General features: G+C 43.5%; 17 protein-coding genes. 2 read left to right on the top strand and 15 right to left on the bottom strand.

Going from position 1 to position 12,275, the window contains the following annotated elements; genetic code table 11:
• Positions 1-226, bottom strand: a 226-nt coding sequence (locus Q7J27_08995; GenBank protein ID MDO9529283.1) for a DUF4277 domain-containing protein, incomplete at its 3' end; no start/stop codon positions are given.
• Between the two features lie 196 nt (positions 227-422).
• A complete protein-coding gene (locus Q7J27_08990; GenBank protein MDO9529282.1) occupies positions 423-590 on the bottom strand; it encodes a SymE family type I addiction module toxin in 168 nt (55 codons plus the stop codon).
• A gap of 51 nt (positions 591-641) precedes the next feature.
• Here Q7J27_08990 and Q7J27_08985 point away from each other — a divergent pair, with 51 nt between their 5' ends.
• Positions 642-866 carry a hypothetical protein gene (locus Q7J27_08985; protein MDO9529281.1) on the top strand — a complete coding sequence of 75 codons (225 nt, stop codon included), beginning with the start codon at positions 642-644 and terminating at the stop codon, positions 864-866.
• 528 nt (positions 867-1,394) lie between these two features.
• Here the strand turns inward: Q7J27_08985 and istB are convergent.
• The 8 genes from istB to Q7J27_08945 all read right to left on the bottom strand — a co-directional run bounded on the left by istB (position 1,395) and on the right by Q7J27_08945 (position 8,800).
• On the bottom strand, positions 1,395-2,141 hold the full coding sequence (gene istB, locus Q7J27_08980; protein MDO9529280.1) for an IS21-like element helper ATPase IstB: 747 nt from the start codon (positions 2,139-2,141) through the stop codon (positions 1,395-1,397).
• Entirely contained in the window at positions 2,131-2,892 is a 762-nt protein-coding gene (locus Q7J27_08975; GenBank protein MDO9529279.1) for a hypothetical protein, read from the bottom strand. Before Q7J27_08975 ends, istB begins: the two co-directional genes overlap by 11 nt.
• A 171-nt stretch (positions 2,893-3,063) precedes the next feature.
• Positions 3,064-4,095, bottom strand: a complete 1,032-nt coding sequence (locus Q7J27_08970; GenBank protein ID MDO9529278.1) for a tyrosine-type recombinase/integrase — start codon at positions 4,093-4,095, stop codon at positions 3,064-3,066.
• Complete coding sequence (locus Q7J27_08965) at positions 4,085-5,056, bottom strand: tyrosine-type recombinase/integrase (GenBank protein MDO9529277.1); 972 nt, start codon at positions 5,054-5,056, stop codon at positions 4,085-4,087. Before Q7J27_08965 ends, Q7J27_08970 begins: the two co-directional genes overlap by 11 nt.
• The gene (locus tag Q7J27_08960) at positions 5,050-6,303 is read right to left on the bottom strand and encodes a site-specific integrase (protein ID MDO9529276.1); all 1,254 of its coding nucleotides are present in this window, start codon (positions 6,301-6,303) and stop codon (positions 5,050-5,052) included. Before Q7J27_08960 ends, Q7J27_08965 begins: the two co-directional genes overlap by 7 nt.
• A 110-nt stretch (positions 6,304-6,413) precedes the next feature.
• A complete protein-coding gene (istA, locus tag Q7J27_08955) occupies positions 6,414-7,205 on the bottom strand; it encodes an IS21 family transposase (GenBank protein ID MDO9529275.1) in 792 nt (263 codons plus the stop codon).
• Complete coding sequence (locus Q7J27_08950) at positions 7,195-8,121, bottom strand: ParB/RepB/Spo0J family partition protein (GenBank protein ID MDO9529274.1); 927 nt, start codon at positions 8,119-8,121, stop codon at positions 7,195-7,197. The genes istA and Q7J27_08950 overlap by 11 nt, the downstream gene beginning before the upstream one ends.
• 76 nt (positions 8,122-8,197) lie before the next feature.
• On the bottom strand, positions 8,198-8,800 hold the full coding sequence (locus tag Q7J27_08945; GenBank protein ID MDO9529273.1) for a hypothetical protein: 603 nt from the start codon (positions 8,798-8,800) through the stop codon (positions 8,198-8,200).
• A gap of 304 nt (positions 8,801-9,104) precedes the next feature.
• On the opposite strand from Q7J27_08945, the gene Q7J27_08940 reads away from it, so the two are divergent.
• Complete coding sequence (locus tag Q7J27_08940; GenBank protein ID MDO9529272.1) at positions 9,105-9,518, top strand: hypothetical protein; 414 nt, start codon at positions 9,105-9,107, stop codon at positions 9,516-9,518.
• A 101-nt stretch (positions 9,519-9,619) separates the two neighbouring features.
• Here the strand turns inward: Q7J27_08940 and Q7J27_08935 are convergent, their stop codons facing one another.
• From Q7J27_08935 to Q7J27_08915, 5 genes are all read right to left on the bottom strand, one after another.
• Positions 9,620-10,003 (bottom strand): HNH endonuclease signature motif containing protein, encoded by a 384-nt coding sequence (locus tag Q7J27_08935; GenBank protein ID MDO9529271.1) that lies wholly within the window; start codon positions 10,001-10,003, stop codon positions 9,620-9,622.
• A gap of 209 nt (positions 10,004-10,212) precedes the next feature.
• Complete coding sequence (locus Q7J27_08930; protein MDO9529270.1) at positions 10,213-10,653, bottom strand: hypothetical protein; 441 nt, start codon at positions 10,651-10,653, stop codon at positions 10,213-10,215.
• Positions 10,654-11,046: 393 nt separating this feature from the next.
• The gene (locus Q7J27_08925) at positions 11,047-11,211 is read right to left on the bottom strand and encodes a hypothetical protein (GenBank protein ID MDO9529269.1); all 165 of its coding nucleotides are present in this window, start codon (positions 11,209-11,211) and stop codon (positions 11,047-11,049) included.
• A 50-nt stretch (positions 11,212-11,261) separates the two neighbouring features.
• Positions 11,262-11,450: a hypothetical protein gene (locus Q7J27_08920; GenBank protein MDO9529268.1), complete on the bottom strand. Its 189-nt coding sequence runs from the start codon at positions 11,448-11,450 to the stop codon at positions 11,262-11,264.
• Complete coding sequence (locus tag Q7J27_08915; protein ID MDO9529267.1) at positions 11,443-11,913, bottom strand: hypothetical protein; 471 nt, start codon at positions 11,911-11,913, stop codon at positions 11,443-11,445. The genes Q7J27_08920 and Q7J27_08915 overlap by 8 nt, the downstream gene beginning before the upstream one ends.
• Positions 11,914-12,275: the final 362 nt, after the last annotated feature.

Genomic DNA, 12,275 nt, shown 5'->3' with positions numbered 1-12,275 from the left:
TACCGAAAAGGTTTTCCGTATCCATGCCTGTAAAAAATTCATTCACCCGGTAAAGTGGCCTGCGCCCGCAGAAAATATTGATGACCATGGCCTTTATCCTGGCACCCGGAGAAAGCAAGCATTGTGCCGGGTCCCACGGGAGCAACTCATCGATAATTTTACCAAACTCCAGTTGGTCGTATAGCGCCGCGATGAATCCGGCCGGGCCGGAAGTGTAAACAAACATAACAGCACCTCCCGAGTTTATCATACTAGAACCGTACCAAAAGTACCAGGTAAAATATGGAAATTATCGCTGTTTTAGCAACTTTTTTTACTTTTTTTTTAAGAATTAGCGTCAGCCATTACAAATATTGCATTTGGGAAAATTTAGGTTGTTGAATGTAAGGTTTAAACATTTTTTTAACAGATTCTTTTTCTTGTTATTCTTTTGCCTTTTCAATAATCAGCCGGGCTTCTTCCTCCCGCACCACAATAGCCTGTCCAGGCCGGTAGCCCAGTTTCTCCAACCAGCGGCCCTGGAGGCGAATGCAGGGGATGTTTTTCGGGACATCCCCCGGCATCTGGTTAACTTTTAATTTTCGGCTCATCCTGAGTTTGTAAGTGCCAAACAGCTTACAAAAACCGCTGCTCTAAACGATATGTTAGAAATGTACATGTTGGCCAAGGATGAAGATTTATACTTACAGTTAAAGCGCAAATATCTTAATGTGGAAGGGGTAAAACAAATGCTGCAGGATCGCGACTCAACTGATTCATTAAACAATGATGAATTATTTATTTTTATGAAATTAGGCTGGTTACGCTACGCTTTGAAGAGGCCGGTGCGTAATTGTAAATTTGGTTTTTGCGCTAAGGTTAAGTAGGCCACCTTGGAAACTCGATACTATGGGGTTTACAGAATTGCGATCATATCCGTCATCTTAGCATTGACCGGGTTTAGTTGTTTCCGATTAGAAACTTTTATGGCTACCTGGTTTTTTTAGTTTCTGTTCCTCCTTCAAGCTGTTCGATATTTCGTATAAACATGAAAGGTTTGCTTTGGAATAACCAAAACAAACCTATAGTTTAAAGATAGTTAATGCTGTCTGTAGCGATCACCATATAATATTAACACCTGTTTAACTTAAGCGATTATCAGCATAGCCGGCAAAAAGTGTCTGAGAGAAGCGATCTTAGGTCTTTTGTTTTAATGCTTTTAAGATTAAAAGATATAGTAGCAGCGGTGGCTGTGGATATGTGGGCAACACTTCAGTGTTGTCCAAGTGAGTGTGGATTTGTGGGTAACCTTGCCCCTGGATGGTTATCCACAAATCCACACGAACGGCATATCCACAGCCATGCTCACAGTCCTGGCAGTAAGGCCTTTTTTCCATGGGTATATCGAGGCAGTATCACTTATTTATTCTGTTCTGCAGTCTGTAATCCTCGCCATTCATGTTAAGTATGATAGAGTGATGGATTAATCTGCCGATCAGAGCTGCTGTCATATGTTCATCATTGCCGAGGAATGTAACCCATTTAGAAAATTCTAGATTTGATGTTACAACGGTACTTTTGGTTTCGTACCTTGCCGCAAAGATTTGGAACAGCAAGCTGGCCCCTGCCGTGTCAAATGATAGGTAGCCTAGCTCGTCGACGATAAGAACATTACAGGCATTCACCTGTTTAATGAACTTGCTCAGATGCTTTTCAGTCATAGCTTCAGTCATTTGCGCGACCAGTTCTGAAGCTCTGCGAAACTTCACGGTATAACCCTTGGCGATAGCTTCCATGCCCAGCGCAGTTACAATGTGACTTTTGCCCGTGCCAGAATTTCCCACAGCTACCACATTTTGCCTTTTTTCAATGAAGTCACATCTGGCAAGTTCCATAACAGTCTCTTTTTTTAGCTCAGGCAGGCGTTTTTCATCGAAGACAAAAGTATCAAGGGTCTTAGGTATGGGGAAGGCCGCGTTTTTTATTCTGTAGTTATACTTATTCTGTTCCTTGATAGAATGCTCCGCAGCGAGCAGGTTGTACAGCACTTCTTCCGTTGAAGAGCTGTCTTTAACATATGCTTTGTAGTCGGCAAAAGCCGGAAGCTTTAAGGCTTTGGCTAAAGCAACAATTTGATTACCGGAGTCATCATCACTCTTCATCTGTTTGATGCCTCCTTGTCAGCAGTTGATCATACTTTTCAAAATCCACCGCCTTGACTTTAACGCCGTCGTCAACAGTCAGCTGTGTTGAATCCTCACCCTGAATCTCCAGGTAAAAGCAGACCAGATCATAGGTGGGTGTGCCCGTTGCATTGGCCTGTTTGACCGCCCAGAGTAGGGTATCATTCTCGATCCTTCTGCTAAGTAGCAGAATATTAACCAGCTGATAATTTTTGTCCCGGTGTTTGCATAGCAGCATGAACTCTTTGAGCTCAGGTGGTAGGAGCCCCTTTTTTAAGGGTGCGGCGTTTTTAATAGCCCGGGGTTTGCGTTCAAGGATTTCAAGGTAATGTTCAGGAATATACTGATGATCCGATTGGTGCCGCGCCTTGTTGTGACGGTAGAGCAGCTTTCCTTCATGATAGATATCCACGTTAAAAGGGGATATTTTCAGTGTTACGCTGAGGCCTACATACTCGGGAGGCACAGAATATTTGATATTATTTAAGCGGACGGTCAGGTCGTGATAAACCAGCCCTTTTTGTTCTTCCGCAGGGTCAAGGGGGTATGCCGGCAGGGGCAAGAGGTGTTTGCGCTCCTCATCCAACATCTCCCTGATACTTCTGGGCCGGTCCTTAATTTTATGTGTTTGGCAGTAATGCACACATTTATGGGTTACCTGTTCCTGTAATTCCGCGAAGCTGCTTACCCTTGGCATGGGCGTAAGGGCAATCTGGCGCACGATGGCCACCAGGTTTTCTACCGCCCCCTTCTCCCACTTATCCCGAGTTCGGGATAAGTGGGATTATCCCGAAGATTTAGTTATCCCGAACTCTTCAGTTGCTACTGCGGTAAACGCACCACTAATGCATGTTCACAGCTTCCGCTGACAAAAAAACTTCGGGATAACTAAATCTTCAATTCATTTTAATCCACACAGGTGAAGCAGCAATTCCTCATTGTCTTGCCAAACAGGATCTTCCTTAGGAAAATCGTCACGTGAACATGCTTTCTCAAGCGCGGCTTTCAACATGGATATATCGGCGGAAGCATAAATATCGGTAGTGCTCACATTTGTATGTCCCAGAAAATCCTTGATGTGAGAAAGTGACATTCCCATCTGATATAAATTCATTGCACGTGTATGCCGGAGCAGGTGAGGAAATACCCTTTCAGGAACTTCAAGGCAATCAACTCTGGCAGACACGCCATAACGTTTCATAAAACTTGCAACGTTGTCCGCTGACATCTTGCCAGCTTTTCCTCTAATGACAGTGTAAAACAAAAGAGAATCGTTTCTACGGGTTTCTATCGGATGGAAGTGCTTCATGTAAAGGTTCAGATGTCTGACGGTTTTTTTCAGCAGTGGAACGGCACGCATCTTTTGCCCTTTGCCCGTAAGATAGACACAAGGTATGCTATCACTAAGATGCAGGTCCTTAAGGCAAAGATCCAATAACTCCTGTATGCGAGCACCCGTATCATACATGAATATCATAAAGAATCTGTCCCGGATGCCTAATCGAGTGTTTTCAGGCGGTTGCTTCAGCAAAGTTGCCAGTGCTTTCTCTGACATATAGGTAATAATGGGCCCAGGTGCTTTTTTTACTGGAATTTTACTAAGCTCCATATACGCCATCATCAGTGACGGGTCTTCTTGTGCAGCGTATTTGAAAAATGATTTCAGCGCAGCCAGCCTGTGGTTTCTTGTAGAGACGCTGCAGTGTCGTTCGCCTTGCAGCCAGTCCAAAAAACTGCCAATAAGTGTATGATCGAGCAGTTCAAATTTAACTTTTACAAAAGGGATACCCTTTTTTTCTTCAATGTAAACCCGCAGCAGATTGATTGTTTCCCGGTAGGATTTTATCGTATTCTCACTGCAACATCTGTTTTTGGGTAAATACACCATGAGGAAGTTACGCACAAATTTGAAAAACCGATCGTCATACTTCATCGTAAGGCTCCGGAATCAGATGTGCAAACTGTTCCTCTGCTTTAGCCGTCATTACAGGAAAAAATTCGGGCACCAGATGCAGGTAATAGTCAGTTTCCGATAAACCGGCATGTCCCAGATACATGGACAGGTACGGTAGGTAGGCCTGTAAATCTTTCCCCTCTTCAACCCATAAATTCAGGCGCTTTACAGCAAAAGCATGGCGAAAATCGTGTACACGAGGTAGATTTCCACTGATGCAGCTGATCCCTGCCTTATCCCAGAGTTGATGAAAGGTGGAATTCAAAAATCCGTTGCCGTACTGGTTCCCACGGTGATTTGGGAAAAAATAGACCCGGTCTGGAAAGACAAGTTTGATTTTTTCGTGATAGATCCTGCAGAGACTTAAAACATCCTGAGAAAGCATGACAGTTCGGTCCTTGTTGCCTTTTGCTTTTCGGATTAAAATTCTGCCTGTATGCAAATCAACATCGACGACCTTTAATCCTGTTGCTTCTGAAGAACGCAGACCGCAACAATACAATACCCGGAAGATAACAGGTACAACAAGATGGCGCACAGGTGAAACCGCTTTGTATGAGTATTGATCTGCAGTTGCAAAAAACACTTGCAATTCCTGTTTCGTAAAGATATGAGGAACGTAGCGCACCATTTTGCCAGGGATTCCCGGGGGGATGATATATGCCTCGCAACCGATCCGGTTCAAATATTTTGCCAACTGGCGTATGGGAACAATCCTGTTGGATAACGTTTTTAAATGTTCTTGTGGCCGCCTTTCGGCCCAGTGCATGACCATTTCTCGTGTCAACTTAGTATCCTGTGGATAATGGTCCCGGCAAAACCGATCAAATTCTTTCAATGAGCGTTGAGAGTCATTATATGGGAACCCGCAAGCGTTCTTCTGTTCGATAAAATCTTCAATTTTGTTTTTGAAGTTGCTTGAGAAAACATTGTTCAGCATTGCAGTTCCCCCTTCGCAACTTCTATTCCGGCCAGATCCAGGGCACAGGCGCGAAGGTGTTCCAGGTCAGTTGAAAGATATACCATGGCGGAGTTTTTGTTTGCTTGTCCAAGTATGCTTGAAATGACTGGCAGCGGTGTTTCAGCCGCCAGCAAGCGTGCAGCTACCGTATGTCTGCAGCAATGTGATCCTTTGCGTTCGCTATCGGCTTGCCTGATTCCGGCCTTTTTCATATAATTGCTGATGATTTTATACATGCTGGCATGCCCTGCCATTCTTTTGTATGGTGCCTGGCTGCGCAGAAAAACATATGGTTCCTGTGATGCGGGTCTGCCGTGCAATAAGTAATCGACGATTGCATTCCCGACGTCCGCCAAAAGCGGGGTTGTTAGAGCGCGTCCTGTTTTCTGCTGGATAATTTCAATAGTATTCTTTCGCCATTTGATATGTTCCAATTTCAAATTGATGATATCAACGGACCTGAGTCCGAGCCGCAGAGCAAGGAGCAACATTGCATAGCCCCGTTTGCCAACCGCAGTATTACGGTCAATGGCTGCAATCAGTTGATCTTCTTCTTGCATGCTAATCATTGGGATAATGCTTGTTTTTTTGCCAAAACCGCTTGGAATGGCTCGGGTTAAATCAGTCAATGTCAATTGTGCAGCGGAAGCAAAAGACAAAAATGAGCGAAGAGCTGAAAAGGCTGTTCCCATACTTGTCGGCTGGTAGTCCTTCGAGGCGTATGGGACAAACCGGCTGACAGTCTCAAGTTTCAACTTATCTAAAGCGTGTAAGCCTTCTTGTTCAAGATAATTCAGGAATTTTTTAGCTACAGATTTCCGCAGTTCAATTGTACCAGGTCCGTATCCTTTGCTTGATAGTTCATTAACATAATCATTTAAGACGCAGATAAACAGTGGTGTTTTTAAACTGGCTTGACCCCATGAAGGAACTTTTACCCATTTGACATTACCGTTTTCATTGTATTGCGTCAGCATATCTACGGTTTTCCGAATGAGCTTAAATTTCCATTTCGCTATTGCTCCCCTTTCATACTGTTGGCGATTCTTCATGACATATTGATTTGCTAATTCTTTGGAAAAGTGTATGGTTCTGTGTTTTGCAAAATAATCGCAAAGCCCTCTCCAGCCATAGTCGTACTGCCACAATGTTGAAGGACTGTGTTGAAAGGGTTTGATTGCTTCTTTTGTCTTAGCAATCAAGTCGATCAAGGTTCTTTCTTGCATTTAAATGGCCTCCCATAATCTGTATTCCGGTTAAACATCCGGTGATACAATTATGGATTGCCAGCTTCAGAACTTCAATTGCTAGATTTAGTTATCCCGAAGTTTTTTTGTCAGCGGAAGCTGTGAACATGCATTAGTGGTGCGTTTACCGCAGTAGCAACTGAAGAGTTCGGGATAACTAAATCTTCGGGATAATCCCACCCGGCCGCTTTATTGCATAGGATTCCTTCAAAAGCATAATGGGCTTCCAGCTTTTTAAAACGCTCCTGCTTAATTGCATCTTTACCTGAACCTGCTAAAACAGCGCTTTTCAGATTGTCGTAGAGGCAGCTTAAAGGTACCCCACCGAAATATTCAAAGGCCATCACATGTCCGGTATAAAAGCTGGAGTTTGTTTTGTCGGGAAAAACTGCGGCGAAGATCCCATAGCTGTAGGGCAGCACTGCACAAAAAATGGATATCCTGGTCTTAACATTGTTCAGATAGATGAAGGCATCACCCCAGTCAACCTCCATTGCTTCCCCGGGTTCGAAGTCAAGGGGCACAAATATTTCCGGCTTCTCCATACGCAGTTGTTGTATATATTTTCTTACAGTGGATTCGCCAGCATCATAGCCTGCTTTAGTGAGCATTCCCCAGATGATCTTTGCATTCAGCTTTTGTTTGGAAGGGGCGTCTTTGTTGGTGTTGATGATCTTCATGATTTCCTTTTCGATCGCTTGGCGTACGGCACTTTTTTCTGCCGGGTAGTCTTTGCGCATACCGGGAAGGACAGCGCCGCTGCAGTATTTTCGTATGGTCTTTCTGCTTACATTAAGCATTTTGGCAATATGTCTTTGGCTGAGTCCTTCGACGGCATGCAGCCTGCGGATCATTTTGTAGGTGTCAGTATCAATGGTCACCTTCAACACCTCCCTTATCTTTCCCCGGGGAAACCAGATACTCCGCCAGTTTGATAAAACGTCCCATTGAACGGTTGACTACGGGTAAAAGACGCTCGTATTTCTTGACCTCTTCTTTTGTCATGCTGGAAAGACAGGCCTCTGTTTCAGCTACCAGCCTGAGCAGCAGTCGTATCGACGCGTCAAACCTGGAAGAAATCTCTTCTTTCGCCTTAGTACACTGCTTAAGTTTTAGCGGGTTTACAGTCTCAGCGGCCAGGGCCGGATTGCTGATGATTGCCTTTTTCAATGCTTTTGGTGTGGTTTTACCGTTATATGCTGTTACCAGCCGTTCAACCGTGGATTTGGGGAGACTTTTTGAGTATACTTCCATAGCAAATTGATGCTGCAGCGCTTGGGGGAGCCGTGCTATCTCCTGGGCACTGGCGGAACACAGCTGTTTGGCTAATACCATCTCCGCTACGTTTTCACTGAGCTCCTCCGCCAGGGATAGGCGCTTGCTTACCCATGATTTAGATTTCAGCAGGCTTGCCGCCAGTTCCTGCTGGGTATGGACGCCGCTTTTCATCAGTTCACGCAGGACCAGGCCTTCCGAGAGGGGGTTAAGCCCTTTTTGCAATGAGGATAAAAGTAGGATTACCTTGCAGGTGTCTTTGCGGTTTTGGAGCTTTGTAACAAATACGTCCGCCTTGGCAACCTTCATCTCCTTTAAAATCTCCAGCTCGTTTTCGCCTGCAAGGGTAAACAGTTCGCCTGACGGATTTTCCATGAGCACAATGGGCGTCAAAAGGCCATACTGTCTGATACTTTGTTCGCATAACGCCTTTTGGGTCTGGGTTATGCTTAAGGACAGCGTCCGGTTTTTGGGTATTGCGCTTATGTCTACTTCTTTTACGGGATATTTGATTGTTTGCATCCCATATCACCTCCATTATCAATCCTATCCCTGATGTTGGTGCAAGGCTATATGGGTTTTTGAATATTTAGTGGATTTAAAGCAAAAATTTCACCGTCCTATTGTAATAGCGGTAGTTTAAGAGACTGCTGTAGTTAATGGTCTGTGGTTTGTTCAGCACGGGAGAGAGGATGTAAAGGAGTAGACGGTATTGCTCCTGTCGGACAAGGTCCCAGTTATTTCTTAAGACGAGTGTGCAGGACGGGGCTTCCTCTAAGGGATTACTTTCAGTTATTAGGAAGAGCTCTGGAATGATTTCTTTAAGCTTTTGCAAAGTCCTGCATAGAGTTGAATGGCTGAAGCTGGCGAGGCCAAAGTGTTTCCTTGCTTTTGCAGCCACACTGCGCATACTCATATTGCTGGAAAGGTAGAGAGCCACTGCATAGAGATAGACGTATACCGGGTGTTTTCGGTAGGGAAGTTTGCTGGCAGGCCATAGTACGATGTTTTTATGTTGGGGGTGTTTTAGCATCGGACATTCAAGTTGAAGTTCGCGGTTGTTTATATACAGTTTGTAGGTAATTGTTCGTCTGCGCTTTAATCCGCCTGACGAAAGTTTTTCCAGCGTTTCAGCGCTGAAAGTGCAGCGATAATCATTGTTTTGAATATTGATTTTTTCCAGCGTTAATGATACTATCATATTGGTTGTTGGATGAGCTTTTAATTGACACTCGTGGATGCCTAGTCCGTGGTCAGTTAAAGGCTCGTTCCTTTATTTTAAGGATATGATTTGAAAATACTGCAGTGTAAGACAGATCTTACTGTTTTTAGATGGCATCCAAATCCGGCTACCTAATTCCGTAGCATGCTTAAAAAAGTATACCACATTTCTGGCATACTTTTTGGGTAGCGTTGGCGCCGTTTTTGGTCCCCTTAGGTCGTAGCGTATCCAATTAGGCTTTTCATACGATAATAACGGCAACAAATATAACGGTCATGAAACCATGCAAGCCTATATTTCTGATGAAGCAGTAAGAGGCTATACGTGGTTCTCCACACAAGCGCTTTACTACGGAATGTCGCAAAAGAGAGTTGACGATTATAACAAAGCAATTAACCGAGGTAGTAAAGTAACACTTCTCTTCAGCATTGGTGAAAAAGCGGGCGGTACTAATGATATTGCCTACAGCGCCGATGTTTTGGAAATCTTATCCTACAAACTTCCAACCCCTTTAGATAGCAATGACTATCCTTCAATATGGCACGGTGAATCAGCTAGAATCTGGATTAAGCTAAAAAACATAAGAACTGAATCCACACTAAAAGCTAGCCTTTTTGAGGTAACCTCTACAGGTGCTGATTTACAGCAAGTTATCAAAAACAGCCAATATCATTTTGGGTATGTGAGTATAAAATAGATAATACCCCCACCCTTGAATTTTGCGAATTCCTGCGCGAAGCCCCGCCGCCGCATCGGGGGTGAAAAGCTGTAGAGATTGATGCCCCCATACCCGGTTGTTCAGTAGCGGTAGACTCTGCCCTTCTCACCCCAGCGTCCCTCCGCGGCAGTCTTACGATCGTGACAGGGTTTGCAGAGGGCCTGGAGATTGTCTATATCCCAGAAAAGCATCTCGTCCCCCTTGTGTGGGATGATGTGATCCACCACCGTGGCCTCGATAAGCCTACCTACCTTTTTACACTCCTCACACAATGGGTTTTCCTGCTGGAACCGTCTGCGCAATTTCCGCCAGCGGCTGCTGCGGTACAGCTTCCTGGAATACTCCGGCCGTTGCTCCCGGTTATATTCCCGGCGGTATTCCTGCTGGTGCTGTTTACAAAACCTATCCTCCGTCAGCTCCGGGCAGCCGGGATGACGGCAGGGGCTTTTCGGTTTTCGGGGCATCTGGCTTCACCTTCTTCAAACTGCTGGGGAACAGGCAGTACACCTTTTTGGGTGCAATCCACGTTCCCCAGACACAATTTTTACAGAGCATTTTCTTTACGCTCCTATCTTTGAGGCATAAAAAAAACCACAAGCTCGTTGCCTGTGGTTGCTTTGAAGTTAATAAAACAATAACTTGTGAGTAATTTTTAGTATTGTATAGAAATATGCTAATCCATAAATCTTATGTATTGCTTTAACCCCTCATCATCTTCCGTGATATCTATATACCTTTCGTTTTCGTAAAATTGACATAGTTTGTCAACAGGTTTACATTCTACTAAAATGATTCTTCCTCCCACAATATCTCTAGCACTGGCTATGAGCTTGTAGCAGTCCTGTAACATCTTGCTCCCGTCTATCACATTACTATCATACGAAGAATCCCTGCCAACTTGTCCAATTAAATACGCCATTAAATTCTTATCTTTGTCGGAAAGGTTCCCCAGTCTTTTCTTAAGATTGTTCGACATGGTTTCAATTACAGAAACTTTAATCGTTTTTAAAGCCAGAGAAAAATACCCTATAATTTTTAAATCCCCGCTTTCTTCTAGATGTTTTTCATCAAAATAAATGAAAGTGCGGCTTTTATCCCGCTTTTCGTATTCCACAGCCCTGTTCCTAAGAAAGTCTGTAATATCATCATCCTGTGCACAATAAAAAAGAGAGCGCGCGTCTCTCCATAAATCGGCACCTATATCAGCTGCTTTAATTAAGCTTTGGAGCGAAGAAAAGCCAATAATTTCTCCTCACTCCTTTTCATGTCGTTTAATACGTTGTCTTTATTTATGTTAAGGGGTTTTATTGTACCAACACTTTTTTCAAGCCTGTCAACCGTCTCTTTTTTTGTAATTTTAAAATCTTTGGTAAAAGAAGACGTGGTCACGAGCAATCACCTCTTTCCAGATTAACCTCACTTAAATTATACAACGGTTTTCTGTATAATGCAAAGAAGAATTTTTAAAATATTAACTCCAGCCGACTTAATACCGCATGCCTTTACTCTAGCCTTTCAGGTATAGAAAAAGCCCCGGAGTGTTCCAGGGCCTTGCCATCAAGAATGCTGCGTTTCCCAGGATCGAAACGATATAGCCGTGGGCGCATACTACAGCACGTGGTGTTCTTGATTTTTCTATACCTTTACACCTTACATGATACTCTACTTGCATAGTGACATTCAATGACATTTAGTGACAACTTTTCATTTATTCAATTTCTTTTAGAGCTTTGCCGTGACAGTTAAGTTTAAAGCCGTTCCACCCTTTAATACCAGCCTGTCTCTTAAAAAAGCATTATTGTTTATATATTCGAGTATAAATATTAGACGATGGACTTTTTCGATAATGTCTTTGTGAAACCTCGCTTTTTCAGATAATCTCAGGTAGAATTTCCGGTTCTCGTTAAACAAAAAGCTCATCTCTTTCCTCGACAAAATAGCATTCAGATACATTAGTAAGCAGAAAATCAAATTCATTCATAACTTGATAAATTTCTTGTGTTTTTTCGTCTACCCAACACTTATTTGCATCATATATTCTCCTTACGCTACAAGGCCAGTTGACATCCATACCACGCCGGACATGGTCTCTGAGCGGATCAAATCTATCATCGTCGACAAATGATTCCACTAATTCCGTAGAAGTAGAAGAGGAAATTAATCGGAATACAAAGGCTTCTAAAGCAATTTTCCCAAGAAAACGAGATAATGTTGTGTCTTTCGGTAACGGGAGATCGTCATTGAATGCTGGAAATATTATATAACCTCGATTTGAATTCGTAATAGCTTCAATGGCTTCTAAAGGTGCATCAAAATGACCCGCGAACTTACTATCAGTATCTTTCCACAGGGTGACCCCATGTTTCCCATTCATCACCGCAGAGACAGGAGGAACTTTGCCTCTCTTATTCTCAAGTCCTTCATTAAACCGTAATAGTTTTAACGTTCCATCTTCTAAAAATGGTTTTTCAACCTCGCGTGCAAAATAGTTATTGCATTTATCACATACGAAGCCTTTGCCCAGTAGGTGTTTTTTCCCACCAAGTGATTCTGGGATAATATGTTCAACGCTTTTCGAATTCGATGAATCCTTTTTTGTTGGAGCTTACGCTCTTTGGCCAGGTTCTGCTCAGGTTTGTTGGCCGCACAAACAGCTTGGTTTCCATGTCCGATTATAGGTAATGGCGTTCCCTTATAATCGGACATGGAAATTAGGATTAGGCGTCAAACTCGCTT

The sequence above is a fragment of the Syntrophales bacterium genome (assembly GCA_030655775.1).
Classification (GTDB): Bacteria; Desulfobacterota; Syntrophia; order Syntrophales; family JADFWA01; genus JAUSPI01.
The sequence above is the reverse complement of the archived record's forward strand: the minus strand, read 5'-3'. Positions and strand labels throughout refer to the sequence as shown.